Source organism: Rhizobium sp. IY2 (genome assembly GCF_047532935.1).
Lineage (GTDB): Bacteria > Pseudomonadota > Alphaproteobacteria > Rhizobiales > Rhizobiaceae > Rhizobium > Rhizobium anhuiense.
In genome coordinates this window covers 141,961-168,856 of sequence record NZ_JBLKNU010000013.1, presented here as the reverse complement: position 1 = coordinate 168,856, position 26,896 = coordinate 141,961, and the positions used below count along the sequence as shown (strand labels likewise).

The window sequence follows — 26,896 nt, the reverse complement described above, 5'->3', positions numbered from 1 at the left end:
CTCAGAAATATCCTTCACGCTTCTTCTTTTCCATGGAGCCGGACTGGTCGCGATCGATGGCGCGGCCCTGGCGTTCGGACACAGTTGCAATTTCGAGTTCGGCGATCACCTCTTCGAGGGTGGTGGCCTGGGAGCGGATGGCGCCGGTCAGCGGGAAATCGCCGAGGGTGCGGAAACGGATCATGCCTTCCTGGCGGACCTCGCCGGGCAGCAGCTCCAGGCGCGGGTCTTCGGCGAGGATCATCATGCCGTCGCGCTCCACGAACGGACGCTTCTTGGCGTAGTAGAGCGGCACCAGCGGAATGTCCTCGGCCTGGATGTAGCGCCAGATATCGACTTCGGTCCAGTTCGACAGCGGGAAGGCGCGCACGCTCTCGCCCTTGCGGATCATGCCGTTATAGATGTTCCAGAGTTCCGGCCGCTGGTTGCGCGGATCCCAGCGATGGTCGGGCGTGCGGAAGGAATAGATGCGCTCCTTGGCGCGGCTGGCTTCCTCGTCGCGCCGCGCGCCGCCGAAAGCGGCGTCGAACTGGCCGGCATCGAGCGCCTGGCGCAGGCCTTCGGTCTTCATGATGTCGGTGAAGGCCGCCGATCCATGGGTAAAGGGCGTGATGTTTTCGGCAGCACCGCGCGGATTGATGTGCTCGATCAGATCGAGATCGTATTTCTTCGCGGTCTCGTCGCGGAAGGCGATCATCTCCCTGAACTTCCAGCCGGTATTCACATGCAGCAGCGGGAAAGGCACGCGGCCGGGATAGAAGGCCTTGCGCGCCAGATGCAGCAGCACCGAGGAATCCTTGCCGATCGAATAGAGCATGACGGGACGCTCGAATTCGGCTGCAACCTCGCGGAAGATATGGATGGATTCGTTTTCCAGCGCCTTCAGATGCGGGTCGAGCGGCGCCTTGGCGCTCTGGGGATTGCTGAGTTCCGTATCGAGACGGCTATCGGGCATGTCTTACTCCAGACTGTCGGTCGGTCGTTTGCGGCTCACCGCAAACAATTCCTTGATGTGGCTTCCCCAAGAATGTTGCTTTCCCTGGGAATGTTGGCTTTCCCAAGGCTGCGGCGGTCGCCGCGCCTTGATTTTTGGGAAAGCCGTGGGGTGATTTACTGTGCGGCGATCGCCGCGGCCTCTTCGGCGACATGCAGGCCGCATTCGCGCGTTTCGTCCTGCTCCCACCACCACCGGCCGGCACGTTCCGGCTCGCCGGGCTTGATCGCCCGCGTGCAGGGCTCGCAGCCGATCGAGGGATAGCCGCGCTGATGCAGCGGATTGACCGGCACGCCGTTTGCGGAAACGAAGGCCTTGATCGCCTCCAGGTCCCAATCGGCGAGCGGATTGACCTTCAACAGGTGGCGTTCGGCATCATACTCGGCAAAGGGCGTTTCCGCGCGGTTGGCCGATTGGCCGCGGCGCAGGCCGGTGATCCAGATCGCAGCACCCTCCAGCGCGCGGGCAAGCGGCTTCAGCTTGCGCACGCCGCAACAGGCATGCCGGGCTTCGACGCTCTCGTAGAAACCGTTGAGGCCGTATTGCGCCGCATAGGCGTCAATATCGGCCTTCTCCGGCTCGAAGCGGTGGATGCGGATGTCGTACTGGTTTTCGGTCTCGTCGATCAGCGCCAGCGTTTCGGGAAACAGCCGGCCGGTCTGCAGCGTCGCGACATCGATCGGCAGGCGGTGCGTGCCGATCTCGGCGGTGATCACCTGGTCCTCGATGCCGAGTGACGTCGTGAACACCACGCGGCCGCCGAGGCCGGAGACCAGCGACAGACGTCCGGCAAGGTCGAGGCCCGCCAGCCTGTCATTCAGCGCCTTGGCTTCCGCAATCGGCCCTTCTTCCAAAATTGGATTGATAGCAGTCATGAGAATCCTGTCCTTCGTTGACGGGAGTATCGCAGTTCATACGGGGATCGGACAGAAAAAGGGATTTCGAAAGCTGCGGCCGGAGGAGCAAATATCTCTCCGAAGCTGCCGCGATGCAGAAAAGCAGCCGCATGCGGATGAAAATCCACATCGGCAGCTTGAATGTCTATAGAAATAGTAGAGTTACACGCAGCCTGTCAATCCGAAATCTGAAGTGATGCCGAAAATGGTGCGGAAGGCGCGGTTTTGGCATAGATTAAGAGAGCTTGGCCGAGAGCAAAAAACAAGGCCAAAACGCTTGTCTCTCAAGGCTTTCTCCAGCGCGTTCAAATTCGGTTCATGCTGGTTGTGCCATAGAGGTGAAAGTACTTCCGTAGCAGTGCGGAAATTCGCGCTGCCTGTGTGTGTCGATGGTCAAAAATGATTACGCAAAAGGCGAAATATGCGCTGCGGGCGCTCACGGTCTTGGCTGACGCCGATGCCGGAGAACCGGTGATGATTTCCGATATCGCGGCGCAACAGAAGATCCCGAAGAAGTTTCTCGAACAGATCCTGCTCGACCTGAAACATCACGGCGTCGTCGCCAGCCGCCGCGGCAAGCAGGGCGGTTATCTCCTCCTCAAGCCCGCCCACACGATCACTTTCGGTGAGATCCTGCGCATCATCGACGGCCCGATCGCCCCGCTTCCCTGTCTCTCGATCACCGCCTATCGCCAGTGCGACGATTGCGACGGCGAACAGAACTGCCAGATCCGCCACGTCTTCGCCAAGGTCGCCGACGCCACCCGCAAGGTGCTGTTCTCGACGACCATCGCCGATGCCGTCGCTCCAAAACACAGCGCCGAAGTCACCCGGCTGCTGGCCTGAAGATCGCGCATCTTTCTTCAAGATTTGGTGAAATCCCTTTTCTTCCAGCCGGCATGCTCCACCTGCCTGCCCATAGGGTAGGGAGGACATCATGTTCAGAATCTCAGCACAGCGCATCATCGCTGCGGCCATGCTGTCGACGGCTTTCGCCACCGGCGCCATTGCCCATCATGGCTGGTCCTGGGCCGAGGCGGATCAGATCGAGCTTGCCGGCACCATCGAGAAGATCTCCATGGGCGGGCCGCATCCGACCCTTGACGTCGCCACCGCCAATGACGGCGTCTGGCTGGTCGAGCTCGGCAATCCGCGCCAGACGGAACGCTCCGGCTTCGTCGAAGGTGTCGCTAAGCCCGGCGATAAGGTCGTGGCGCTTGGAAACCGTTCGCAGGATCCAAAGGAGAAGCGGCTGAAGGCGGTGCGCCTCACCATCGGCGAAAAGCGCTACGATATCTATCCCGACCGCATCAAGACGAACTGACCCGGGCCAACCGAGCTGTGATCGACATTCTCGAATGGCTGTCAGCCACGGCACCTGCGGCCGCGCTCCGGCGCTCCGGAACGCTCTACATGTTCGTCAACGCCGCCCATATCCTGGCGATCGGCCTTCTCGTCGGCGCCATCCTGCCGCTTGATCTCAGGCTCGCCGGCCTCTTCCGCAGGGTGCCGGTCGAGATCGTTGCGCTGTTTCTCTCCCGCTGCGCCGGCATCGGCCTTGCCGCGGCTCTTGTCACCGGCTTCTGCCTGTTCAGCGTCCGGGCGGTCGAATATGCCGGCAATCCCGCCTTCCTCGCCAAGCTCGGGCTGATTGCCTTCGGATTACTCAACGTGCTCGTGGTGCATACTGGGCAGGGTTGGCGAACGGCAATCACGGCCGGCATTCTGCGCCCTGCCATAAAGGTTTCGGCGGCTCTGTCGGCGGTGACATGGATCGCCGCACTTGTGGCGGGACGCTGGATCGGATTTCTCTGATGCGATTCGGCGACAAGGGCGGGGGTCAGCGTCTCAGCACGCGCCGCGCCTCGTAAGCTTCCAGGAACTCCGGAGAAGCGACATCATCGGCCAGCGCGCGAAGCGCAGAAGCGGAACGACCCAGGACCACCTCAACGCGTTGGTTAGCGTCAGCCCACAAGACCAAGGCCTCGTGCAGACGATGCTCACCAGACGTCGTCAGCGTCGCATGCTTCGTGCGGCCATCGTGTTCGTCCGGCATGAGCCCGACCAGTCCGTCCCGGACCAGCGGGCGAAGTGCGTGGGTCAACGCGGAGATGCTGACGGCGAGGCGCTCGGCCAGGGATTGCAGGGTAGGCCATTGATGGCCGCCTTCGCGCAACGCAGCTATCTGGGTCAGAAGCCCGACCTGGGTGGCCTTCAGGCCGGTTGGCGCTACCGCATCGTCATAGAGCTGGCCTAGTCGCCGTGACGCGCGTCGAAGAGCGGTGTTTGTGCACACAAGTTCGGACAGGAGTTCGGGCGGGCTCAGCCTGCCCCCACGCAGTTCCTCTCCAAGATTGCCAATCGAAAGTTTCTTACCCATCTCGCCAAAATAGTTGAGCACTCAGCCATTGACAAGAGTCAGATCTAGCCATACTTAAACTTGAGCACTCAACCAAATAGGAATTTGACATGTCTGTATCGCTTAAGCCTGTTGCCGTCGTCACCGGCGCTTCTGCCGGCATCGGCGCTGTGTACGCCCAACGCCTTGCCGAACGGGGCTATGACCTCATCCTCGTAGCCCGGCGCGCCGATCGTCTGAAGGCGCTCTCGGCCAAACTGGACGCTGCCCACGGCACGACAGTCGAGGTCGTGGAAGCAGACCTCACGAAAGATGCCGACGTGACCCGTGTCGAAAATATGCTGAAGGCGAATTCGGCGATCACGCTCCTCGTCAATAACGCCGGCAACTCAACGCTGGCTCCGGTGGCCCAGACCTCGGAGGAAGACGCGGCAGCGATGATCGCACTCAACGTCACCGCGCTCTCGCGCCTGACGCGTGCCATTCTGCCCGCATTCCTCGACCGCAACGACGGCGCGATCATCAATGTCGCTTCCGTCCTGTCCTTCCACGCCCTGCCCATCAGCGCGATCTACAGCGGCACCAAGGGCTATGTGATGAATTTCAGCCGGGGCCTGCAGCAGGAACTGGCTGAGACCAATGTCCGTCTGCAACTCGTCATGCCGGCAGCCACGGCGACCGAACTCTGGGATTTGTCAGGCGTGCCGCTGGCATCGCTCAACCAGGCGACGGTTATGACATCCGAAAACCTGGTCGATGCGGCCCTGGCCGGTTTCGACAAGGGCGAAGACATTACGCTGCCATCCGTTGCCGACGCCACTCTATGGGATAAGTTCGACGAAGCCCGATCCGCGCTCTTCGCCGCGACGCAGACCGGTGAACCTGCGCCCCGTTACCGCGCCGTCTAAGTATCCGAGGGATCGACCGCACGGAGTAACGCCTGCGCCGGCCGGCGTCGGAGGAGCCGTGCGGGAGATCGATATTCATCTTAAGGAGATCCCCTTGCCCAGCTTATTCGACCAATACACGCTGAAAGGCGTGACGCTCCGAAACCGGATCGCAATTTCCCCCATGTGCCAATATTCCGCGATCGATGGCCTTCCCAACGACTGGCACAGCGTCCATCTCACAAGCTTGGCGCGCGGCGGCGCCGGCCTCGTCAACGTCGAAGCCACCGCCGTCTCCCCGGAGGGCCGGATCACGCCGGGCTGCACCGGTCTTTGGAATGATGACCAGGCAGAGGCCTTTGCGCCGATCGTCGCCGGTATCGAAAAGGCCGGCGCGGTCGCGGGGATCCAGATCGGCCATGCCGGCCGCAAGGGCAGTGCAAACCGTCCTTGGGAAGGTGACGATCATATCGCCGACGGCGATCCCCGCGGCTGGGACACCATCGCACCATCCGCCATCGCATTCGGCGGCGGCTTAAAGAAGGTGCCGCGCGCCATGACGAAGGCCGACATCGATCGCGTCCGTGGCGACTTTGTCGCTGCGGCGATCCGCGCGCGTGACATCGGATTCCGCTGGCTCGTGCTGCATTTTGCGCATGGCTACCTCGGCCAAAGCTTCTTCTCGTCGCATTCAAACCAGCGTGACGACGAATATGGCGGCAGCGCCGATAACCGCGGACGCTTCCTCTTGGAGACGCTGGCGGCCGTTCGTGAGGTCTGGCCCGAGGATCGTCCGCTGACGGCTCGCTTCGGCGTCATCGAGTTTGATGGCCGTGACGAGGAAACCCTGCAGGACGCGATAGAACTCGTCGGAAAATTCAAAGTGGCCGGCCTCGACTTCATTGACGTCAGCCTCGGTTTCTCGACCCCCGCCGCCAATATTCCCTGGGGCCCGGGGTTCATCGCGCCTTACGCCGATCGGGTCCGGAAGGCGGCAGCCCTGCCCGGTGCGGCGAGTTGGAACATCACTCAGCCGGAGCAAGCGGACGAGCTCATCCGAAGCGGACAGCTCGACCTGGTGATGGTCGGCAAGGCGATGCTCGCCGATCCGCATTGGCCCTACGCGGCCGCGCGCAAGCTCGGTGTCGAGCGTCCGTCCTGGACATTGCCTGCCCCCTACGCACATTGGCTCGCCGCCTACCGCACTGCCTGAGTGATCGGGGCTCTCGGACTCGTTGAGGGCCCCTCGTTCTCTTCGCTTTGAAAAAACGCGAAGCACGGCCGCTGATTCACGGTTGCGATGTCATAGACACATCGCGCCTCACGTCAGACGGTTGAGCCGTGGCCGGAGCAGGATTTCCTTGATACGACATCTCAGGCACGTTCACCGCGACAGCGACGGTTCGGGCGAACGTGTCGGGACCGACGATCTTGCTTACGAATTCCGTCGTGCCGGCCTGAATGTCCTTCACTGATGTTGGTTTCTCATCGGTCGCTGACGGCCGCGCGCGGATTGATCCACGGTTCCTGGTTCGAGCGTGCCAGCGGCTGTTTGCCGAGGATATGGTCGGCCGCCTTTTCTCCGGTCATGATCGACGGCCCGTTCAGGTTGCCATAGGTGACGTGCGGGAAGATCGAGCTGTCGGCGACACGCAGGCCGTCGACGCCGATCACCCGCGTTTGCGGGTCGACCACCGCCATCGGATCGTCCTTGGCGCCCATGCGGCAGGTGCCGCAAGGGTGATAGGCGCTTTCCAGATGTTCGCGCAGGAAGGCGTCGATTTGTTCATCGCTCTGCACGCCTTCGCCCGGCTGGATCTCCGGGCCGCGATAGTCGTTGAAGGCGCTCTGGCCGAAGATCTCGCGGGTGAGGCGCACGCAGTGGCGGAATTTTTCCCAATCCTCGGCATGGCTCATATAGTTGAAGCGCAGCACCGGATCGGCCTTGGGGTCTGCGGAGCGCAAGCTCACGCTGCCGCGCGATTTCGACAGGTTGTAGCCGACATGGACCTGGAAGCCGTGGCTTTTCGCCGCCGCCTTGCCATCATAGCTGATCGCCACCGGCAGGAAATGATACTGGATATCGGGCTGCTTCAGCCCCGGTGCCGAGCGCAGGAAGGCGCAGGCTTCGAACTGGTTGGAGGCGCCGAGACCGCCACGCGAGAGCAGCCATTGCGCGCCGGCCACGCCCTGCCAGAACCATGGTAGCCACGAATAGAGCGACACCGGCTTGGTGCTCACCTGCTGGAAGTAGAATTCCATATGGTCCTGCAGGTTGGCGCCGACGCCCGGCCGGTCGGCTTTGACTTCAATGCCCATGTCCTGCAGATGGCCGCCGGGACCGATGCCCGACAGCATCAGGAGCTTCGGCGAATTGAAGGAGGAGGCCGAGACGATCACCTCGCGGTTCGCCTTCACCACCTCGATCTTGCCCTTGCGTTCGATCTCGACGCCGGTGGCGCGTCCGTCCTCGATCACGATCTTCCGCGCCAGGCCGTAGACGATCCCGACATTATCGCGCTTCAGCGCCGGTTTCAGATAGGCATTGGCGGCAGACCAGCGGCGACCGCCGAAGATGGTCTGCTCCATCAGCCCGAAACCTTCCTGCTTGCTGCCGTTGTAATCCTCCGTCGTCTCGAAGCCTGCCTGTTTGCCGGCCTCGATGAAGGCGCGGAACAGCGGATTGGTGAAGCCGCCGCGCTGCACGTGCAGCGGCCCGTCCGTGCCGCGCCAGCCGTCTTCGCCGCCATGCGAATGCTCCATCCGCTTGAAATAGGGAAGCACGTCGGCATAGGCCCAGCCGCTGGCGCCGAGTTCCTCCCAGCGGTTGAAGTCTTCGGCATGGCCGCGCACATAGACCATGCCGTTGATCGAGGAGGAGCCGCCGATTACCTTGCCGCGCGGCGCGGTGATGCGCCGGTTGTTGAGGTTTGCCTCCGGCTCGGAGAGATAACCCCAGTTATACCGCTTCATGCTCATCGGCCAGGCAAGGGCTGCCGGCATCTGGATGAACGGCCCGAAATCGCTGCCGCCCGCCTCGATGACGAGGACGCTGTTCTTGCCGTCTTCCGACAGGCGATAGGCGAGGGCGGAACCGGCCGACCCGGAGCCGATGATGACGAAATCTGCTTGTTGCATGACGTTCCCTTAGATTCTTTGCAACGGTTCCGAAGACCCCGGACATTAAGACCCCGCCCCAAACCCCTCCCCACAAGGGGAGGGGCTTAACTTGCGGCACTGCCTCACTTCAAAATCAGCGCCGCAAGCGATGCGATGGAAGGAGGGCAGAACCGGTGCCCCGGATTGGCCCCTCCCTCTTGTGGGGAGGGGTCTTCACTCCTTCAATAAGGCGCCGCCACCGGTCCCATGCCGACATAGACCGTCTTCAGCTCGGAATAATGCTCCAGCGCGGCCAGCGAATTCTCGCGGCCGAAGCCGGATTGTTTCGAGCCGCCGAAGGGGATTTCGACCGGGCAGAGATTATAGGTGTTGATCCAGAGCGTGCCCGCCTCCAGCCGGTCGACGACGCGGTGGGCGCGGGTGAGGTCGGCGGTGAAGACGCCGCCGGAAAGGCCGAATTCGCTGGCATTGGCGCGCGCGATCACCTCGTCTTCGGCGTCGAAATCGAGCACTGACATGACAGGCCCGAAGATCTCTTCGCGGGCGATGCTCATGTCGTCGGTGACATCGGCAAAGACCGTCGGCTGCACGTAATAGCCTTCACCGGAGACGTTGTTCGGAATGCCGCCGCCGGCAATCAGCGTTGCGCCCTCGGCCTTGCCCTTCTCGATGTAGGAGATCACCTTCTCGCGCTGTGCCCAGGAGACCATCGGGCCGATCTGCGTCGCCTCGTCCATCGGATCGCCGATCAGCATCGCCTCGGTGCGGGCCTTCAGCCGCTTCAGGAACTCGGCTTTGATCGTCTTCTGTACGAAGACGCGCGTGCCGTTCGAGCAGACCTGGCCGGTCGAATAGAAATTGCCGAGCATCGCGCCCCCGACCGCCGAATCGAGATCGGCATCGTCGAAGACGATGAGCGGCGACTTGCCGCCGAGTTCCATCGTCACATGCTTGAGGTTGCCGGCCGCCGCCGCCGCGACCCTGCGGCCCGTCGGCACCGATCCGGTCAGCGATACCTTGGCGACGTCGGGATGGTTGACGAGCAGCGGCCCGGTGTCGCGGTCGCCCTGGATCACATTGAAGAGCCCCTTCGGCAGTCCTGCCTCATAAAGGATCTCGGCGATCTTCAATGCGCCGAGCGGCGTATTCTCGGACGGTTTGAACACCATGGCATTGCCGCAGACAAGCGCCGGCGCAGCCTTCCAGCAGGCGATCTGCTGCGGATAGTTCCAGGCGCCGATGCCGACGCAGACGCCGAGCGGCACCCGCTTGGTATAGGCAAAGTCCTGGCCGAGCGGGATCTGCGAACCGTTGAGACCGGCCGGCGCAATACCGCCGAAGAATTCGAAGGCATCGGCACCCGAGGTCGGGTCGGCGACTATTGTCTCCTGGATCGGCTTGCCGGTATCGAGCGTTTCCAGTTCGGAGAGCGCCTGGTTTCTCTCGCGCATGATGTCGGCCGCCCGCTTCAGGATGCGCCCGCGCGCCATCGGGCTCATCGCCGCCCACTCCGGTTGGGCGCGTTTGGCCGCCGCGATCGCCCGCTCGACGATCGCAGGCGTTGCGGCATGCAGCCGGGCGATCACTTCGCCGGTCGCGGGATAGAGGCTCTCGATGACGGTGCCGTCGGTATCCTCGACATATTCGCCGTCGATGAAGTGCGAGGCTTTCGGCTGGGCTTTCATGTCATTTGTCCTTGGGTGGTTCGATGGGGTCGTCCCTTCTCCCCTCGGGAGGAAGGGGAGGCGGTGGCCAGGAGCGCATTCAGGTAATCCTCGGTCAGCGCGATCGAGGCTTCGATGCCGATCGGCGCTGATTTCAGACTTTGCCTGATATAGAGCCCGTCGATCATCGCCGCAGCGCCTTCGGCGATGCGTTCTGCGGCGTCAGCCGGCAGGAGTGCTTTCAGATCGGCCAAGAGATTGGAACGCAGCCGCCGGGCATAGATCACCAGGAAACGGCGGGTCTCTTCCGAGCGCTGCGCCTCGGCGTAGAAGGCGAGCCAGGCGGCAATCGTCTCCGGCGCGAACTGGTCGGCGTGGAAGCTGACGCGGATGACGGCCGAAAGCCGCGCCCGCGGCGTTCTGACCGCCTTGAGTGCTGCCACCGTATCGCTGCGCAGCTGTCGGAGAAGCGAGCGGATCGTCTCGATCAGCAATTGCTCCTTGCTGCCGAAATAATGATGCGCCAGGGCTGGCGACACGCCGGCCTGCCGGGCAATGTCGGACATGGTGACGGCAAGCGAGCCGTGATCGCCGATCACCCGCAGCGCCGCATCGACAAGCGCTTTGCGGCGCACCGGCTCCATTCCGACCTTTGGCAAGCTGCCAGCTCCTGTAAAAATTTGAAGCAGGTTATTTTTGATTGACTGATCAATCAATAAAAATCTTTCTCGATTTGATCTGGCGCAGATCTTTCCGTGAAAAATTGCTGCAACATATTCCAAATCTCAGGAGGTGCATCATGGCCGATGTCTTTGAGGGAACACCGACATCTTCACTGCAGTCGAAATGGATCTGGTTCGTCGGCCTCGGCGTGGTGTTGCTCGTCTGCGGTCTGATCGCGCTCGGCAATCTGATGCTCGCCACCGTCGTCTCGGTCTACTATGTCGGCATGCTCATGCTGTTCGGCGGCGTGATCTATCTCGTCCATGCCTTCCAGGTGCGCGGCTGGGATCACGCGCTGTTCTGGGTGCTGAGCGGCCTGCTCTACCTGCTTGCCGGCATCTGCGCCTTCATCAATCCGATCCTCACCTCGGTGGCGCTGACGCTGTTTCTCTCTTTAACCCTCGTCATCGCCGGGGTCTTCCGCACCTGGGTCGGCATGCGCATGAAGCCCACCAAGGGCTGGCGCTGGATCGTCGCAAGCGGCGTCATCACCGCCCTTGCCGGTTTCGTCATTGCGCTTGGCTGGCCGGTGAACAGTCTCTGGATTCTCGGCCTGTTCCTGGCCGCCGACCTCATTATCCAGGGTTGGACGATGATTGCCTTCGGCATCGGCATCCGCAGTGGGGCTGTGGAAAGTGATGCTCCGGCGTCGCTTTCCGACCGTTCTTTTTGACAAGGGGATGACAGGGGATTAGACTTTAAGGGTTAATGCCGGTCCAAAGACAGAGGACCGGCTACGTGCGAATGCACCAAGGCACCGGCTGGTATCGCCGAGAATGCTGAAAATGGTCATGCGTCCCCCAGAGGCAGGGTTCTGCCTGATCAGAAAAGGGAGGAAGTTCATGCCGATGGTCACCGTATCCATCTCTCCGCAACAGGCAGCGGGTATCCGCGCCGCCGTCGACAATGGCGGCTATGCCTCGAGCAGCGAGGTCGTCCGCGAAGCGCTGCGCCTGTGGGATACCGCCCGCAAGCTCAACGAATTCCGGGACGATGTCCTCGACGATGAGGGCGCTCCATCCGGCGGCAGATGCGTCGCCGACATGTTCGCCGATCACGAGGCGGAGCGCCGTCGTTCCGCCTGAGCAAGCATTTGATTGCATTTGAAAAATTGAATAAACGCGGAACGCGCGGCGAGTCTCTGCGCGTTTCATAAAACCTTCATACTGGCGAAAGAGTTCGTTGATCCTTCTGCGGCATGTTCCGGACGAAAAGAACAAGTCACAGTGGAGATCCGCCACAATGAATACCGGCCACGTGAAGACCGACATGTCTTTGGTTGCTACCGTCGAGCCGGGTGTTCTGCGCCGCTACGCCAGCGATCAAATCATCACGCTTGCCAAGCTCGTGGTCGAGAACGCCTTCCAGCCGATCGTCGAGGCCGGCACCGGCACGGTCTTCGGTTATGAATCCCTGATGCGCGGCCAGGAACGCATCGGCTACGACACGCCGGTCGAACTCCTCGACGAGGCCCATCAGCTCGGCCAGCTGCTGCAGCTCGAACAGATGCTCGCCAGCCGGGCGCTCGCCAAATTCGCCACGCTGTCGAATTTTGCGACCTCCACGCTGTTCCTTAATCTCGACGTCCGGCTGATCCCGCATGGCGAACGCCTGGTCGAGAACCTGCTGCAGCATCTGCGCAAGGCCAATATTCCGCCATCCTCAGTCTGCTTCGAATTCTCCGAACGTTTCGACAATACCAGCGTGCCGGAATTTTCCGCCCTGGTGTCCAGGCTGCGCAAGGCCGGTTTCAAGCTGGCGATCGACGATTTCGGCGTCGGTCACGGCGAGATGAAGCTGCTCTGCGATTATGCCGTCGATTACCTGAAGATCGATCGACATTTCGTCGCCGAGATCGACCGCAGCCCGCGCAAGCGCCATCTGTTGAAGAGCATCGTCAACATCGCCCATGTGCTCGGTACCCGTGTCATCGCCGAAGGCATCGAGACCGAGGCCGAATTCATCGCCTGCCGCGAATACGGCGTCGACCTCGTCCAGGGCTGGTTCATCTCCCGCCCGACGACGCATATATCGGAGCTGACGCCGTCATTCCCGCATCTGCAGGAGCTCGGCAAGAGCAAGCGGGGCAGCCAATCGCTCGACGAAATCCTCATCCGCAAGCAGATCGAACTGTTGCCGACGGTTTATGAGAACGACAGCATTGACAGCGTCTTCGAACTCTTCCGCCGCAATCCGCGCCAGGCCTTCTTTCCGGTTCTGAATGCCAATGACGAGCCGCGCGGCATCATCCACGAGCATCACCTCAAGGAATATATCTACCAGCCCTTCGGCCGCGATCTCCTGAAGAACAAGATGTATGAGCGCTCCATCTCGCATTTCGTCGAGATGGCGCCGATCGTCGGCCTCGACAGCGATGCCGAGCAGCTGATGGCGATCTTCGCCAATATGGAGGGCAGCAACTGCCTGATCCTGACCGACAATATGCGTTATGCCGGCGTCGTCTCCGCTGCCTCGCTGATCAAGGTCATCAACGAGAAGCAGTTGAAGACCGCCCAGGACCAGAACCCGCTGACCGGCCTGCCGGGCAATCGCGCCATCCGCGATTTCATGCGCCAGTCCGGCCGCGACGGCGATGAGGTCCGCCACTTCTGCTATTGCGACTTCGACAATTTCAAGCCGTTCAACGATGCCTACGGCTTCCATCTCGGCGACCACGCGATCTCGCTGTTTGCCGCGCTGATGCGCCGCTATTTCTTCGCCGAGCGCCATTTCCTCGGCCATGTCGGCGGCGACGATTTCTTCATCGGCGTCGTCGGCTGGACCGAGGAGGAGTTGAAGGAGATCCTCGACCGGCTGATCAGCGATTTCCACGACGATGTGCGCGATCTCTATTCCGACGAGGACCGGGCCGCCGGCCGCATCCTCGGTCACGACCGCACCGGCGCCGAAGCCCTGTTTCCGCTGATGCGCTGCTCGATCGGCGTTATCGAACTGCCGGAAGGCCTCGTCATCGACGATATCAACCGCGTCAGCGCCGAGATCGCCATCATCAAGTCGGCCGCCAAGGAAAGCGAGGAAGGGCTCGTCTTCCACCTCCTACAGCGCCGCGCGTCTTTCTAGACGCGCAAAGGACGCTGTAGCACTGATGCAGTGGCCGAGGCGAATTGACGCCCTTGCCACTTCCAGCCTTCCCAAGCCTCCGGGGCTGATCTATTCCGAACATTCGGGATCAGGAGGGCCGCGACATGTCACTGCCTCAGGAAATGCACTTCGTCGATCTGCCGTCCTTCGGCGGGCCGGAGGTGATGGTGATCGGCAAACGCCCGCTGCCGGTGCCTGGTGAAGGTGAGATTCTCGTGCGCGCCGAGGCCATCGGCGTAAACCGTCCGGATATCGCCCAGCGCCAGGGCAGCTATCCCCCGCCCAAGGGTGCGAGCCCGATCCTCGGCCTGGAACTTGCCGGCGAAATCGTCGCGATCGGCCCAGGCATCACCGGCTACGCCGTGGGCGACAAGGTCTGCGGCCTTGCCAATGGCGGCGCCTACGCCGAATATTGCCTGCTGCCGGCAGGCCAGATCCTGCCCTTTCCCAAAGGCTATGACGCGGTCAAGGCGGCGGCTCTTCCCGAGACCTTCTTCACCGTCTGGGCCAATCTCTTCCAGATGGCCGGGCTGACGGAAGGCGAGAGCGTGCTGATCCATGGCGGCACGAGCGGCATCGGCACCACGGCGATCCAGCTTGCCCGCGCCTTCGGCGCCGAAGTCTACGCGACGGCAGGTTCGAAGGAGAAATGCGAGGCCTGCGAAAGGCTGGGCGCCAAGCGCGCGATCAACTACCGGACCGAGGATTTCGCCGCGGTTATCAAGGCCGAGACCGGTGAGGGCGTCGACATCATCCTCGACATGATCGGTGCAGCCTATTTCGAGCGCAACCTCGCCTCGCTCGCCAGGGACGGCTGCCTGTCGATCATCGCCTTCCTCGGCGGCGCGATCGCCGAAAAGGTCAATCTCTCGCCGATCATGGTCAAGCGCCTGACGGTCACCGGTTCCACCATGCGCCCGCGCACGGCGGAGGAAAAACGCGCCATCCGCGACGATCTGCTCTCGGAGGTCTGGCCGCTGCTCGAAGCCGGCACCGTCGCCCCGGTCATCCACAAGGTCTTCGCCTTCGAAGAGGTCGTTGAGGCGCACCGCCTGATGGAGGACGGCAACCATATCGGCAAGATCGTGCTCACCGTCCGAGGTTAGTGGACAAGGCGCAGCGTTCAATTGTGAAAAGGCGCCCCGAACCCGAGGCGCCTCTTTCAATTCCGGCGGTCTCTCAGCGTCATCGCCGCCGCAATCGCGACGATGCCGGGCAGCGCCATCAGCAGATAGAGCCAGCGGGCCGCCGAGATGCTGCCGGCAATACCGCCCGGATCGACGAGGCCGGCGCCATTGGCAATGACCCCTGAGAAGGCCGCGCCGAAAGCCCCGCCGAGCGAACTCATCGTCGGGATCGCCGAAGAGGCCTTGTCCTGCTCATTGTCGGCAACGAGCCTCAGGACCATGGCGACGAGATGCGCCCAGCCGAGACCGATGCCGAAGCCCATCATGAACATGCCGATTGCCGCCGGCACGATGAGGAGCAGATGCCCTTCCGGATTGTCGCTGCCGAGGAAGACGGCGAGCAACGCGGTCGCCGCCGCCTCGATGAGAGCGCCGATGACGATCGCCGCATAGGCTCGGCGGCCGGTCAGCGAGCCGCTGAGGAAGGCCGCGAATGTCCAGCCGAGGGCGACCAGCGCCACCAGATAACCCGATAGGAGTGGCGTCACCCCATGCAGCGTCTGCAGGAAATAGGGAATGAAGACGTCGCTGACCAGCACGACGGTCAGGGCGAACATCGTCAGATAGACCCGTGCAATCGGCCGGGACAGGCTGACGGCGCCGGAGGGCAGCAACCGGTTCGCGCTTCGCCTCTCGATGAGAAACATGCCGGCGACGGCGGCGACCGCGGCGGCAATCAGCGCTCCTCTCGCGCCCGTCGTCTCGATCGCGCCGGCCGCGCTGACCATCAGCACGGCCGCCAGCAGCAGCCCGATCTGCGCAACCGGCGTTTTCGCCTGCTCGCGATCGTCCTCGACTTCGGGCAACAGCCGCGGCGCCAGCGCCGCCATCAGCAGGCCGAGCGGCACGAGGACGATGAAGGCGTAGCGCCAGTGGCTGCCGGACGAAAAGAAACCGCCGAGCGTCGGCCCGATGACGGTCGCCACACCCCAGATCGCCGCATAGAGCGTCGAGGCCTTCGGCCAGAGCGGCTCGGGATAGACGAAGCGGATGAAGGCATAGCCGAGCGCGGCCAGTGCCCCGGTTCCCAGACCCTGGACGGCGCGTCCGATCAGCACCACCGGCATCGAGGGGGCGGCTGCGGCAATCAGGCTGCCGACGCCGAAGACCAGTGCTGCGATCACATAGACGGTGCGAAGCCCGATCCCTCGCGGCCGCATGGCGACGAAGATCGAGCCAAGCACGGCAGCCGCTACGAACAGGCTGGTGACCCAGGAAAACAGCGCCAGCCCGCCGATATCGCGCACGATCGAAGGCGCGATCGTCGCCATGATGTAACTCTCGATGGCGTAAAGCATCACGCCGCCGGCCAGCATCAGCGTTGCCGGCAGGTGCTCGGGCAGGAACAGGCGAAAGACGGAGCTAGGATTCGAGAGAGCTGCGGTCTGGTCGATATTCGACATGGGAGAATCCCCGAGATTTTGACTGGCCAAGGATTATTTTCCAAGTTATAAATTGGAAAATTGCATGCCGTCTCAAATTAAACAAGACTTGACTTGGAAAAATATGCGCCAGTCCCCTGCCAACCGCATTCTGATCCTGATCAAGACCGACGGCCCGCAGCTCGCCGCGGCGATCGGCGATGCGCTCGGCATCTCAGGCGAGGCCGCTCGCCAGCAGCTTTCGAAGATGGCGGAGGAGGGGCTGGTGGAACCGGTCACAACAGCCGCCACCGGCAGGGGCCGGCCGCGCCAGCTCTGGCAGCTCACAGCGAGCGCCAATCGCCAGTTTCCCGATGGTCACGCCGAATTGACGGCAAACCTGCTCGGCACGCTGGTCGAACAGCTCGGACCCGCAGCCCTCGATACCGTCATCTCCGCCCGCGAGGCCGAGACGCTGCAGCGCTATCGGAAAGAGCTGGAGACTGCCGGCGACCTTGCTGCCCGCGTCGAGGGGCTTGCCGGCATCCGCACCCGCGAAGGCTATATGGCCGATCATTGGCAGGAGGCGGACGGCGCCTATATACTGGTCGAAAACCATTGCCCGATCTGCGCCGCCGCCACCGCCTGCGCCGGCTTCTGCCGCTCCGAACTCGAAACCTTCCGCACCGTCCTTGGCGCCGATGTCGAGCGCAGCGAACACATCCTCCTCGGCGCCCGCCGCTGCGCCTATCGCATCACGCCGCGTTGAGGCGGATTGTTCGGAACGTCGCACTTCATGCCGGCTGCCGCGCCTGACGCTTGCTGCTTTCGAGATAGAGCAGGGCGCCGATCGACGCCAGACCCGCGACCGCACCGACGAAAGCGGTGCCGGAATAATCGGTGATCGCGGTGCCGAAGGCGAAGAGGCCGGCGCTGATGCCAACCCCGATGAAGGTGTTCAGCGAGATCAGCGAGCTTCCGAGCCCCGGCCGATCGGCGATCAGGTCCTGCAGATAGGTGATCGGCACGCTGAGGATCGCTGCCACCCCGCAGGCATTGACCAGCAGCAGCGCATAGATGTGCCAGCGCGCGGACGCAAAGCCGAGCAGCGAGAGATAGACGCAGTAGATCAGCGCGCCGAAGGCGAGCACGTGCACGGTCCGGAAGCGGCGCTGCGCCAAGCCCCACATCACCATGAACGGCATTTCGAGAAAGGCCGTCAGCCCGGCCATGAAGCCGACATCGACCACGGTGCCGCCGGCCGCATGGGTGATGATCAGCGGCGAGAGCATGCCGTTCAGCCGCTGCAGCCCGAACAGCATCGACATGACGATGACCCGCGACAGCACATAAGGCTCAAAGATCCGCTTCAGCGACGCAAGGAAGCCGACATGATCGGGGGCAGGGCCGGCGGCACCATTTCCGGGCGCGAAGAAGAAATACAGGCAGAAGCAGGTGCAGCTTGCCAGCGCCGCGATCCCATAGGCCGGCGTCATCGACGGCGAACTGACGAGAGCAAGGCCGATGATCCCGGCGCCAGCGCCCATGAGCCGGAATAGAGTGCCCGCACCGTCGCGGTGATCGCCGCACCCTGGCCGCGCTCCATCTGGTTGGTCCTGGCGCGCAGGCTGGCAAACAGCAGTGAATAGGTGGAGTTGCTCATCGGCACCAGCAACAGCGTGGAGAAGATGAAGACTGCGGGACTGTGGATGATCGCGATCGACCCGAAGCCGAGCATGCCGGCGACGGAAAGCCCCAGCACCAGCGGCCGCCGCTCTTTCAGCCTGTCCGACCAGATGCCGAGCGTCAGGCTCGTCGTGACGTTGACGATCGCCGAGAAGAACACCAGCGCCGAATAGGCGCCGTTGCTCAAGCCCAGTTCATTGATCCCGATGATCGACTGGTAGGGCACGGTCGAGGCATAGGTGAAGGCGAGCGCGACGAGCGTCACCGTCGGGATGCGGATCCTGTTGTCACGAAGGATCAAGGAAAAAGTAGAGGGCATGGCGCGGTTCCTGATGCACCACTCTTAGCTGCATCGGACCTATCAGAGAAACGATAGTTTTCGATCCTCTCCGTCAACTTTTGTGATGGATGTCCGCACGATGTGATCGCCGTCCAAGCCCGCAACAGGGCTGAACGCCTATTTTAGAATTTCGCGAGCAGATTGGAGAGCCAGAAGTCGATTTGCCCGAATGGAAGAACATTTCCCAAAAATCCGACCAGAGTTGATGTGATGATTATCAATGCCAGCCCTAGAAGGACTCCAAGGGTGATTCCAACGCTCGTCTTTGCGGGCCGGCGCGCCAGCCAACACGCCAAGCTCAGAGAGACAATCGTGAAAAGTGCCAGCAATGTGGACTCGGTGATAGATATGCCCGATTGCAAAAACAATTCCTCGGATTGTGAAAACTGGATTGCAAGGCATATCGTCTCGAGGCGTCTAAACTCAAGGGATAATGGAGGTTGGGGAGCGCGGCCGGCGGGAGGGCGCACTTCCGCTGCCGCGGTGACGTCCAGCCACATATAGAGCCGGCACTATCAGCAGGCATCCGCCTAGCCACCTAAACCTGGCAAAACGTCAACCCCGTTGGCTTTCGCCGCGTGACGCGTTATGGACTGCGCAACCCAGCCAGCATCCGGATGAGAGCCTATGTCCAATCCCGTCACCGTCGAAGTCACCCGCGGCCTGCTCGTTGAAAGCCGCCATCGCGGCGCGGTGGCGGTCGTTGATGGAGACGGCAAGCTTGTCCTTTCGCTGGGCGATATCGAGGCCGCCATCTTCCCGCGCTCGTCCTGCAAGGCGATGCAGGCGCTGCCGCTGGTCGAGAGTGGTGCTGCCGATGCCTATGGCTTCGGCGACAAGGAATTGGCGCTGGCCTGCGCCTCGCATAATGGCGAGGACGCGCATGTGGCGCTGGCCGCTTCGATGCTGTCGCGAGCCGGTCGCGATGCCGAGGCGCTGGAATGCGGCGCCCATTGGTCGATGAGTCAGAAGGTCCTGATCCATCAGGCCCGCACGCTCGATGCGCCGACCGCGCTGCACAACAATTGCTCGGGAAAACATGCGGGCTTTATCTGCGCCTGCTGCCATCAGGATATCGATCCGAAGGGCTATGTCGGCTACCAGCACCCGCTACAGGTCGAAATCCGCGCGGCGATGGAAAGCCTGACCGGCGCCGTGCTCGGAGCGGAGAGCTGCGGCACCGATGGCTGCTCCATTCCGACCTATGCCGTGCCGCTTCGCAGTCTCGCCCACGGTTTTGCCAAAATGGCGACCGGCACCGGCCTGGAACCTCTACGCGCCAAGGCGTCCCGCCGGCTGATCGAAGCCTGCATGGCCGAGCCCTTCTATGTCGCCGGTTCCGGCCGCGCCTGCACGGAATTGATGCAGATCGCCCCCGGCCGCATCTTCGTCAAAACCGGCGCCGAGGGTGTCTTCTGTGCGGCGATCCCGGAAAAGGGCATCGCCATCGCGCTCAAATGCGAGGACGGCACGACCCGTGCTGCCGAAGCCATGGTGGCGGCGACGCTTGCCCGTTTCTTCGAGACGGAGGGCGAGGTGCATGCGGGCCTGATGGCCCATGCCGCATTGCCGATGCGCAATTGGAACGGCATCCATGTCGGCGATGTCAGGGTCACCTCCGCCTTCGCCGGATGAGCGTGGCTCTGCATATATAAGTTATTAGAAAGATAAGAATTACCTAATATAAAAGGGTACGTCCCGCGATCGCGGATGCACCCCTTCGCGGCGGCGTGAGCACAGTCCTGGAAGCCATGAGGGCAGGGCATGTTTGCAGGCCGCTATCTCTGGTGGATGCTGATGGGGATCGGCATCTTCCTATTCGCCGCGCTGAGCCTCGATTATATCACCTGGCTCACCATCCAGCTGTCCGGCTGCGGAGAAATGGCCGGCGCCTGCCAGCCGACCCTCCGGCTGATATCGGGCTTGCTCAAACCCGCCTGCATCTGGACCGCGATCGGCATTCTCTTCGTCGCCACGCTGCTGCGTCTTCACAGGCTCTCGCTCCTCTGGTTCTGGGGGCCTGTTGTCACCGTCTGGTTCGTCGCCTCCACGCCGATCCTTCTCTTCCTGGCCGCGGATGCGGCGGCTCTGACGCAACCCGCCACCCTCGCCGCACTGCCCGTCGCCTTCCTGTTCCTGGCGGCTTTCGTCGCCTATCTCACGCTTGTGCTCGAGGATGGTGACACGCTGCCGCTTGCCGCCTCGGTGCCGTTGCGCCGCACAATCCGCCTGACGGCGGTCTACGGCGCGCTTGCTGGCGCAGCCTTCATGTCGGAGCTGTCGCGGATCGCCGGGACACTGCTCGACATGCCGGCGCTTGCCGTCGTCATCGCGCTGGCGCAGCCATATCTGCAGATGGTGCTCACCCTTGGAACCGGCAGTATGACGCCGGCCTATGCCGTGCTGGCGGCCTTCATCGCGGCTCTTGCCGCCAGCCTGCTGCCGCACGCCACGGCGCGGCAACAACCCTCGCGCAGGGCCATCATGCTGCGGCGATCGCGCCGTTGAGATCGCGATAGGGTTTCAGCCGCTCTGCCGTCATCTCCATCGGCACGATCAGCCCTGCCACCTCGGAAATGCCGAGCACCGGGCAGGGCGAGACGAGGTCGAACTTCTCCTCGGTCAGCAGCACATGGGTTTCGGCCGCGCAGTGGGCGATATGCCGCTTGATCGCCGCTTCCTCGAAATCGCCGGTGGAAAGCCCGTGCACGGGATGGGCGGCGGTGACGCCGAGGAAGAACAGATCGGGGCGCAGCTGCGAGATTGCCGCCATCGCCGCCGCGCCGGTCGCCACCATCGAATGTTTGTAGAGCCGTCCGCCGGTGAGGATCACCTCGGCTGTGGCGTGGTGCTCCAGTTCGGCGGCGATGGTCGGGCTGTGGGTCGCCACCGTCAGCGGCATGTCGCGCGGCAAGTGCCTGGCGATCTCCGCCGTCGTCGTGCCGCCGTCGAGGAAGATCATCTGTCCCGGCCTGACCATCGCTGCCGCCGCGGCCCCCAGCCGCGCCTTGATCTGCGACGAGACGCTGCGCCGGGCGGTGAAATCAGGCAGGTCGGGCGCCAGCGGCATCGCCCCGCCGTGCACCCGTTTCAACAGCCCCTCCGCCGCCATTTCCCGGAGATCGCGGCGGATCGTGTCCTCCGAAAGCGCGAAATCCTCGGCGACACGCTTGGCGATCACCTGTCCGTCACGGCGCAGGATATCGAGAATGAGGGTCTTGCGTTGCGTCGTCAGCATCGGCTCTCTGCACGAAGTTAAACATAATCACCCGATATTGCACGAAGTGACTCGACATTCAAGAAATATCGTGCATTTTCACGACATCCCGTGCATGAGGCCGGGAGTGCTCCCGCAGAAGCGGGGCGAATGGAGTGGATCATGTTGATTTTGATTGCCGGGCCTTACCGGTCCGGAACGGGCGACGACCCGGAGAAGATGGCCGCCAACCTGAAGCGGCTGGAAGAACCCTCGCACGCACTGTTTGCAGCCGGCCACGTGCCGATGATCGGCGAATGGGTGGCCCTGCCGATCTGGCACGCTGCCGGCGGCCGATCGGTCGGCGACGCGCTCTACGAAGAAATCTTCCACCCGGTCGCCGGCCGGCTGCTGCAGCTCTGCGAGGGCGTGCTGCGCCTGCCCGGCGATTCCAAGGGGGCTGACAACGACGTGCGCATCGCCAGGGAGCGCGGCATCCCCGTCTGGCACCGGCTGGAGGATGTGCCGGGCTGCGGGTGAGGGTGGGCCTGGCTGCGTTAGCTGACAAGGCGAGTTGACGTGCAAAATCTGCCCCTCACCCTAACCTTACCGGGGTCGAGCCACTCGTCTCGCCCCATCCTTCGGACCCCCGTAAAAACGGGGCGAGGGGACGTGCCCTGCGAGAGGTGAGTGAGGAACCGCGAGGTTGCGGCTATCCCCCTTCGCCCCGCCCGCGGGGAGAAGGTGGCGGCAGCCGGATGAGGGGCGCGGCACGGCACACCGATCATGCCCTCACACTCGCACCCACCCTTGTCCCGATGGAGGATCAAAACCCAATCCCCCAGTTCCGGCGCACCCACCGCTACGCTATAACCCTCGCCGAAAGGGAGTCGAACATGCTGACACTGTATTACGCGCCGGGAACCTGTGCGCTCGCAAGCCTTATTGCCCTGGAAGAATCCGGCCTGGCCTTCGACGTAAAGAAGATCAGCCTGCGCGATGGCGAGCAGCGTTCGCCGGACTATTTGAAGATCAACCCGAAGGGCCGTGTGCCGGCACTTGTCACCGATCGCGGCGTGCTGACGGAAACGCCGGCGATCCTGGCTTATATCGCCCAGAGCGCCCCGGCCGCCAAGCTGGCGCCGCTTGGCGATGTCTTCGAATTGGCCAGGCTCCAGTCCTTCAACAGCTATATCTGCTCGACCGTGCATGTGAACCATGCCCATCGCCCGCGCGGCTCCCGCTGGGCCGACGAGCCGGCCGCCATCGAAGCGATGAAAGCGAAAGTGCCGCAAAACATGGCCGATTGCTTCACACTGATCGAGCAGACGATGTTCGAAGGCCCATGGGTGATGGGCGAGGCCTATTCGATCGCCGATCCCTATCTTTTCGTCATGACCGACTGGCTGCCGTCCGACGGCGTCGATCCCACCCGCTTCGAAAAGGCGAGCGACCATCACGCCCGCATGCTGCAGCGCCCCGCCGTCCAGCGGGCGCTGGCCTACGATCGGGCCTGATAGCGGGCAGCAAGCTTCTTCGGCACCCGGAACAGCCAGGCGCCGATCAGCCGCAACCGCAATTCCGCGTCGCCGATCATGGCGGCGCGCACCGGCAGATGCGGCCAGCCGACATAATGATCGGTTTGAAAATAGACGTCGGGCGCCATCTCCAGCAGGTGGTCCTTGTCGTCGAGCGAAATCGAGATGACGATCGTCTCGGCGTTCTTCACCGCCACAAAACTCTTGCCGCCGACCTTCAGCGCCGGATTGCCATAGGAGGTGCTCTCCTCGACATCAGGCAGCCCGGCTTCCGCCGTCAGCCGCTTCAGCCGTTCGAAGATCGCATCGACATCACCGGCCATGGTTCCGCCCTTTCTGCCGGGGCGAACCTACCACGTTTTCACGCGCATTTCGCCAGCGGCGGCTTGGCCTCTTTGGGAAAGCCCGCCTGTATCCCGAGCGGCAGATCGGCAATTTCGCGCATCGACATGCGTTCGACCTCGGGATGCCGCAACGGATCGTCCTTCCAGGCCGGGACAATGTCTGCCCTTCCGACGGCAAGGGCAGGTCTCAAGAAAAACTTCAGCAATGACATGGCAGGCCTCGCTTTCTTCGGTGGCGTAGAAGGATGATCGCAAAGTGGCTTCCGCCTGCTGAACTATCTTGTCCGCCTCACGCACTGAGTTCGAATGGATTGCCTATGCTTGCAATGTCGGCCTCTCCAGGCAGAATTTCAATTGAGATTAAAGCGGAGCCGTTATAGAAAAACTATATGAAGAACCTGAATACCGTCCATCTCAACGGACTGCGGGCGCTGGAAACCGTCGGCCGTCTTGGCTCGCTCCAGGCCGCCGCCGAGGAACTCGGCGTCTCGGTCGGCGCCGTCAGCCAGCAGGTCATCAAGGCCGAAGCCCAGCTCGGCCAGGTGATCTTCGAGCGCACCGCCCGGGGAATGATTGTCACCGAAGCCGGCCGGCCAGTTCTCCTGGCGCTGGACGAGGGTTTCGCCCGGCTTTCGGCGGCGGTGTCGATCGCAAACCGCAAGGACGATACCATCCTGACCATATCGGTGGCGCCGGTTTTCGCCGCCCGCTGGCTGGTCTGCCGGCTCGATCGCTTCGCCGAGCGCCACCCAGACATCAAGCTGCGGCTGGATGCGACCACCAACCTCGTCAGCCCGGCGCTCTGCGACGTCGATATCGGCATCCGCGTCGGCAACGGCAAATGGCCTGACGTGAAGGCCGAACTGCTCCTTGAGCAGCAGGTCTTTCCCGTCTGTTCGCCCGAGATGGCGGCGAAATTGAAAGAGCCCGCCGATATCCTCGAACTGCCCGCCATCATCGATGGCCATGCCATGTTCACCTGGGAGGTCTGGATGCGCGAGGCCGGGCTATCGGGCGCGACGCTTTCGACCCGCCACGTCTTCAACGATGCCTCGCTCTGCCTTGATGCGGCGATCGCCGGCCAGGGCGTCATGCTCGCCTGGCAGACCCTTGCCGCCTTCGCGCTTGCCGAAGGCCGGCTCGCCGCCCCCTTCGGCATTCGCGCGCCGACCGGCTTCGGCCACTATTTCGTCACCGCCGAAGGCGTGCGCGAGCCGAAGAAGGTCAAGGATTTCAAGGCCTGGATCCGCGAGGAAATGGCCGGCACACTGGCTCTCTTCCGGTAGTCCTCACACCTCGATCGGCTCTTTGCCGCGGGTCGCCTGCATCGCCTTGTAGGCCGGGCGGGATTGGCAGCGCTCGATCCAGGCTTTGATATTCGGATGTGCCTGGAACAGCGCCTCCTCGCTCTGGGCGTAGCGCAGCACTTCGGCGAGGTTGAGGTCGGCGACGGTGAAGCGGTCGCCGACGATCCATGGCCGGCCGGCAAGATGGCCTTCGAGAACTTTTAGCGGCCTGCGCAGCGAGCGGCAGGCGACGGCGATCGTCTCTTTGCCGCCTTCGCTGTTTTCAAGCCCATTATCATAGGTGAGCACGATCCGCACCGTATGCGGCTCGACCTCTGCCGCCGCCCAGACCGTCCACATCGTCAACAATCCGTCTTCTTCGACGGTTTGACCGGAAAGCGGCCCGCCGTTTTTGCGGCCGAGGTAGAGATTGATCGCCAGCGACTCGTGCATGACGAGATCGCCGTCCCGAATGCTGGGGATCTGCCCCATCGGATTGACGGCGATGAATTCAGGCGAACGCGTGTTGAGCGGCGCATCCTCCGCCAGCGGATCTGCAAGCCGCCTTGCCTGCAGCACTGGCACCGAGCGGAATTCGAGCCCAAGCTCCTCCGCCATCCAATAGACGCGGGAAGCGCGCGACCGATAGACCCCGTAGATTGTCAGCATGAACGTATCCCCTCGATATTGTCCGCGGGAGCGTAGATGCCGGATCGGCGTGGGAAAAGTCCCTGTGGCTGATGGGATGATGAAAGCTTTTGATGGCCTCGGCAACTCCAGCAAAGTGTATCGCGGTTTTGCCAGGCAAGGCGCGAAGCGCTTTTGCCGGGAATTGTCTAACCGGTCACGAGACCCGGTTGCGCTCGACGGTCAGTTGCGCATAAGGCGAGCCGCCGCCAGCCATCTCGGCGGAGACTTTCTTCTCCCACTGGAAGCCTAAAACTGCGCCTTCTGTGGTCTCCTGGAAGATGTTGTCGGTGATGACGGCGGTGCCGGCGCCGTCGGCCACCGAGACGGCGCATCCCACGGGGGCCTTGCGCACCACATTGCCTGTGACAACGACGTTGCGCAGATACGGACCCCAGCCGATCTGCAGACCCCAGCGCGGCGCGCCCTCGATCACATTGCCGGAAATCAGCGTATCGGCCTCCGCCGCGATGCCGATGCCGAAACCGACCTCGTGGGTGTAGGGGCCTTTCAGCGTCAGGTTGCGCACGACGTTGCCGGTGACGCTCGCCAGCCGGCCGCCTTCGTCGAAATTGGCGATCGAAATGCCGTTTGCCGCACCGTCGATCATATTGGCGGAAACCACGGCGCCCTCGAAGGCGAATTCGACATAGATCGCCGTCTCGCCGGAGCGCCGGCACTGGTTGCTGTTGATCTGGATGTTCGAGGCAGAATTGGCGCGGATCGCCGTGAAGGCACAGTCGGAGATATGGTTATCCGTCACCATCACGCCGTCGGCACGGAAGATATTGATGCCGTTACCGTTTTCGCCGGTGCCGCCGTCATTGGCGCGGATGTTGGAGATGCGGTTGCCGGAAACGACGGTGCCGTCCTCCGCCTTCTTCCAGCGATGCACCAGGATGCCGCCATTGCCGCAATCCGAAACCGTGTTGCCGGTGACCGAAAGATTTGCCGATTCCACCGCGTAAAGCCCGGATTGGGCCGCACCCGAAATGCGGCTGCGCTCGATCCGCCCGCCGCAGCGTTCCAGTTGCAGGCCGTGTTTGCGGCTGCCGCCGATCTCGCAATTGTCGATCAGCACCTCGTCGACGCTGGTAAATTGCAGCAGCGCGCCGGCGTAATCGCCAAGCCAGCGATTGCCGCCGTCGATGACGAGATTGGAAAGCTCGATGCGGCGCACGTTTTCGGCCGAAAACAGGTGGCCTTCGCCGGTGTAGACGATCCGCGAGGCGCCGGGCACGCCAGTGATACGGGTATTGTCGGGCAGGGTGAGATTGGAGATCCGGTAGGTGCCGGGCGGAAGGAAGACCGGCACGTTCTCGCGCGCCGCCCGTTCGATCATCTGCTCAAGGTTGCGGGTCTTGCGGTCGCCGCTTTCGGGAACGGCGCGATATTCCACCGCGTCGATCGCACCGCGCAGATCGGGCTGGGCGGCGGCCGTCAGCGGCGAGGCAAGCGCGCGCGATGCCCCTCCCGCCACCGCCGAGGCAGCGAGAAAGAGAAGCATATCGCGGCGTGAAGGCATT

Annotated in this window: 27 protein-coding genes and 2 pseudogenes; 15 read left to right on the top strand and 14 right to left on the bottom strand. The window is 62.8% G+C overall.

The window, feature by feature from the left end; genetic code table 11:
* Position 1: 1 nt before the first annotated feature.
* Entirely contained in the window at positions 2 to 955 is a 954-nt protein-coding gene (gene cysD, locus ACMUVN_RS29710; RefSeq protein ID WP_047614166.1) for a sulfate adenylyltransferase subunit CysD, read from the bottom strand.
* 155 nt (positions 956 to 1,110) lie between these two features.
* Entirely contained in the window at positions 1,111 to 1,869 is a 759-nt protein-coding gene (locus ACMUVN_RS29705; protein ID WP_047614167.1) for a phosphoadenylyl-sulfate reductase, read from the bottom strand.
* A 420-nt stretch (positions 1,870 to 2,289) separates the two neighbouring features.
* Between ACMUVN_RS29705 and ACMUVN_RS29700 the strand changes: the two genes are divergently transcribed.
* From ACMUVN_RS29700 to ACMUVN_RS29690, 3 genes are all read left to right on the top strand, one after another.
* The gene (locus ACMUVN_RS29700) at positions 2,290 to 2,736 is read left to right on the top strand and encodes an RrF2 family transcriptional regulator (RefSeq protein ID WP_047614168.1); all 447 of its coding nucleotides are present in this window, start codon (positions 2,290 to 2,292) and stop codon (positions 2,734 to 2,736) included.
* A 91-nt stretch (positions 2,737 to 2,827) separates the two neighbouring features.
* Complete coding sequence (locus ACMUVN_RS29695) at positions 2,828 to 3,214, top strand: DUF6152 family protein (RefSeq protein WP_025554871.1); 387 nt, start codon at positions 2,828 to 2,830, stop codon at positions 3,212 to 3,214.
* 17 nt (positions 3,215 to 3,231) lie between these two features.
* Complete coding sequence (locus ACMUVN_RS29690) at positions 3,232 to 3,705, top strand: DUF6644 family protein (RefSeq protein WP_029723151.1); 474 nt, start codon at positions 3,232 to 3,234, stop codon at positions 3,703 to 3,705.
* Positions 3,706 to 3,730: 25 nt separating this feature from the next.
* Here the strand turns inward: ACMUVN_RS29690 and ACMUVN_RS29685 are convergent, their stop codons facing one another.
* Entirely contained in the window at positions 3,731 to 4,270 is a 540-nt protein-coding gene (locus ACMUVN_RS29685; RefSeq protein WP_025554875.1) for a MarR family winged helix-turn-helix transcriptional regulator, read from the bottom strand.
* Between the two features lie 89 nt (positions 4,271 to 4,359).
* Between ACMUVN_RS29685 and ACMUVN_RS29680 the strand changes: the two genes are divergently transcribed.
* Both ACMUVN_RS29680 and ACMUVN_RS29675 read left to right on the top strand, forming a co-directional pair.
* Complete coding sequence (locus tag ACMUVN_RS29680) at positions 4,360 to 5,157, top strand: SDR family NAD(P)-dependent oxidoreductase (RefSeq protein ID WP_063476606.1); 798 nt, start codon at positions 4,360 to 4,362, stop codon at positions 5,155 to 5,157.
* Positions 5,158 to 5,251: 94 nt separating this feature from the next.
* Positions 5,252 to 6,349 (top strand): NADH:flavin oxidoreductase/NADH oxidase, encoded by a 1,098-nt coding sequence (locus ACMUVN_RS29675; protein WP_063476607.1) that lies wholly within the window; start codon positions 5,252 to 5,254, stop codon positions 6,347 to 6,349.
* Positions 6,350 to 6,457: 108 nt separating this feature from the next.
* Here the strand turns inward: ACMUVN_RS29675 and ACMUVN_RS29670 are convergent.
* The 4 genes and pseudogenes from ACMUVN_RS29670 to betI all read right to left on the bottom strand — a co-directional run.
* Positions 6,458 to 6,611 (bottom strand): annotated as a pseudogene (locus ACMUVN_RS29670) (oxidoreductase); the annotation flags it as partial.
* 10 nt (positions 6,612 to 6,621) lie between these two features.
* Positions 6,622 to 8,274, bottom strand: coding sequence for a choline dehydrogenase (gene betA / locus ACMUVN_RS29665; RefSeq protein WP_097623260.1), 1,653 nt, complete (start codon positions 8,272 to 8,274; stop codon positions 6,622 to 6,624).
* A gap of 203 nt (positions 8,275 to 8,477) precedes the next feature.
* The gene (gene betB / locus ACMUVN_RS29660) at positions 8,478 to 9,941 is read right to left on the bottom strand and encodes a betaine-aldehyde dehydrogenase (RefSeq protein ID WP_414815849.1); all 1,464 of its coding nucleotides are present in this window, start codon (positions 9,939 to 9,941) and stop codon (positions 8,478 to 8,480) included.
* Positions 9,938 to 10,564, bottom strand: a complete 627-nt coding sequence (betI, locus tag ACMUVN_RS29655; RefSeq protein ID WP_047614175.1) for a transcriptional regulator BetI — start codon at positions 10,562 to 10,564, stop codon at positions 9,938 to 9,940. The genes betB and betI overlap by 4 nt, the downstream gene beginning before the upstream one ends.
* A gap of 155 nt (positions 10,565 to 10,719) precedes the next feature.
* On the opposite strand from betI, the gene ACMUVN_RS29650 reads away from it, so the two are divergent.
* The 4 genes from ACMUVN_RS29650 to ACMUVN_RS29635 all read left to right on the top strand — a co-directional run bounded on the left by ACMUVN_RS29650 (position 10,720) and on the right by ACMUVN_RS29635 (position 14,851).
* Positions 10,720 to 11,316 (top strand): HdeD family acid-resistance protein, encoded by a 597-nt coding sequence (locus tag ACMUVN_RS29650; protein WP_063476611.1) that lies wholly within the window; start codon positions 10,720 to 10,722, stop codon positions 11,314 to 11,316.
* A 169-nt stretch (positions 11,317 to 11,485) separates the two neighbouring features.
* A complete protein-coding gene (locus ACMUVN_RS29645; protein WP_047614177.1) occupies positions 11,486 to 11,728 on the top strand; it encodes a type II toxin-antitoxin system ParD family antitoxin in 243 nt (80 codons plus the stop codon).
* 157 nt (positions 11,729 to 11,885) lie between these two features.
* A complete protein-coding gene (locus ACMUVN_RS29640; protein ID WP_183844667.1) occupies positions 11,886 to 13,724 on the top strand; it encodes a GGDEF domain-containing protein in 1,839 nt (612 codons plus the stop codon).
* A gap of 125 nt (positions 13,725 to 13,849) precedes the next feature.
* Entirely contained in the window at positions 13,850 to 14,851 is a 1,002-nt protein-coding gene (locus ACMUVN_RS29635) for an NAD(P)H-quinone oxidoreductase (RefSeq protein WP_414815848.1), read from the top strand.
* Between the two features lie 56 nt (positions 14,852 to 14,907).
* On the opposite strand, the gene ACMUVN_RS29630 is transcribed toward ACMUVN_RS29635, so the two are convergent.
* Entirely contained in the window at positions 14,908 to 16,335 is a 1,428-nt protein-coding gene (locus ACMUVN_RS29630; protein ID WP_414815847.1) for an MFS transporter, read from the bottom strand.
* Between the two features lie 103 nt (positions 16,336 to 16,438).
* On the opposite strand from ACMUVN_RS29630, the gene ACMUVN_RS29625 reads away from it, so the two are divergent.
* The gene (locus ACMUVN_RS29625) at positions 16,439 to 17,062 is read left to right on the top strand and encodes a helix-turn-helix transcriptional regulator (protein ID WP_127430424.1); all 624 of its coding nucleotides are present in this window, start codon (positions 16,439 to 16,441) and stop codon (positions 17,060 to 17,062) included.
* Positions 17,063 to 17,087: 25 nt separating this feature from the next.
* On the opposite strand, the pseudogene ACMUVN_RS29620 reads toward ACMUVN_RS29625, so the two are convergent.
* Positions 17,088 to 18,298, bottom strand: a pseudogene (locus ACMUVN_RS29620) (MFS transporter).
* Positions 18,299 to 18,946: 648 nt separating this feature from the next.
* Here ACMUVN_RS29620 and ACMUVN_RS29615 point away from each other — a divergent pair.
* Together ACMUVN_RS29615 and ACMUVN_RS29610 are read left to right on the top strand one after the other, a co-directional pair.
* The gene (locus tag ACMUVN_RS29615; RefSeq protein ID WP_097623255.1) at positions 18,947 to 19,954 is read left to right on the top strand and encodes an asparaginase; all 1,008 of its coding nucleotides are present in this window, start codon (positions 18,947 to 18,949) and stop codon (positions 19,952 to 19,954) included.
* A 129-nt stretch (positions 19,955 to 20,083) separates the two neighbouring features.
* Positions 20,084 to 20,827 carry a hypothetical protein gene (locus ACMUVN_RS29610; RefSeq protein ID WP_414815846.1) on the top strand — a complete coding sequence of 248 codons (744 nt, stop codon included), beginning with the start codon at positions 20,084 to 20,086 and terminating at the stop codon, positions 20,825 to 20,827.
* On the opposite strand, the gene ACMUVN_RS29605 is transcribed toward ACMUVN_RS29610, so the two are convergent.
* Complete coding sequence (locus ACMUVN_RS29605) at positions 20,802 to 21,557, bottom strand: DeoR/GlpR family DNA-binding transcription regulator (RefSeq protein ID WP_097630610.1); 756 nt, start codon at positions 21,555 to 21,557, stop codon at positions 20,802 to 20,804. The genes ACMUVN_RS29610 and ACMUVN_RS29605 overlap by 26 nt on opposite strands.
* A 141-nt stretch (positions 21,558 to 21,698) precedes the next feature.
* Between ACMUVN_RS29605 and ACMUVN_RS29600 the strand changes: the two genes are divergently transcribed.
* Together ACMUVN_RS29600 and ACMUVN_RS29595 are read left to right on the top strand one after the other, a co-directional pair.
* Positions 21,699 to 22,055: an NUDIX hydrolase gene (locus ACMUVN_RS29600; RefSeq protein WP_047614493.1), complete on the top strand. Its 357-nt coding sequence runs from the start codon at positions 21,699 to 21,701 to the stop codon at positions 22,053 to 22,055.
* A gap of 356 nt (positions 22,056 to 22,411) precedes the next feature.
* Positions 22,412 to 23,032, top strand: coding sequence for a glutathione S-transferase family protein (locus tag ACMUVN_RS29595; RefSeq protein WP_047614494.1), 621 nt, complete (start codon positions 22,412 to 22,414; stop codon positions 23,030 to 23,032).
* Here ACMUVN_RS29595 and ACMUVN_RS29590 read toward each other — a convergent pair.
* Positions 23,017 to 23,376, bottom strand: coding sequence for an MmcQ/YjbR family DNA-binding protein (locus ACMUVN_RS29590; RefSeq protein WP_047614187.1), 360 nt, complete (start codon positions 23,374 to 23,376; stop codon positions 23,017 to 23,019). The two genes, ACMUVN_RS29595 and ACMUVN_RS29590, sit on opposite strands and share 16 nt — an antisense overlap.
* Positions 23,377 to 23,414: 38 nt before the next feature.
* Positions 23,415 to 23,609 carry a hypothetical protein gene (locus tag ACMUVN_RS29585; RefSeq protein WP_047614189.1) on the bottom strand — a complete coding sequence of 65 codons (195 nt, stop codon included), beginning with the start codon at positions 23,607 to 23,609 and terminating at the stop codon, positions 23,415 to 23,417.
* Positions 23,610 to 23,786: 177 nt separating this feature from the next.
* On the opposite strand from ACMUVN_RS29585, the gene ACMUVN_RS29580 reads away from it, so the two are divergent.
* The gene (locus tag ACMUVN_RS29580) at positions 23,787 to 24,683 is read left to right on the top strand and encodes a LysR substrate-binding domain-containing protein (RefSeq protein WP_132574042.1); all 897 of its coding nucleotides are present in this window, start codon (positions 23,787 to 23,789) and stop codon (positions 24,681 to 24,683) included.
* Positions 24,684 to 24,686: 3 nt separating this feature from the next.
* Here ACMUVN_RS29580 and ACMUVN_RS29575 read toward each other — a convergent pair whose 3' ends face one another.
* Together ACMUVN_RS29575 and ACMUVN_RS29570 are read right to left on the bottom strand one after the other, a co-directional pair.
* On the bottom strand, positions 24,687 to 25,352 hold the full coding sequence (locus ACMUVN_RS29575) for a glutathione S-transferase family protein (RefSeq protein ID WP_132574040.1): 666 nt from the start codon (positions 25,350 to 25,352) through the stop codon (positions 24,687 to 24,689).
* A gap of 175 nt (positions 25,353 to 25,527) precedes the next feature.
* Complete coding sequence (locus ACMUVN_RS29570) at positions 25,528 to 26,895, bottom strand: TIGR03808 family TAT-translocated repetitive protein (protein WP_414815845.1); 1,368 nt, start codon at positions 26,893 to 26,895, stop codon at positions 25,528 to 25,530.
* Position 26,896: the final 1 nt, after the last annotated feature.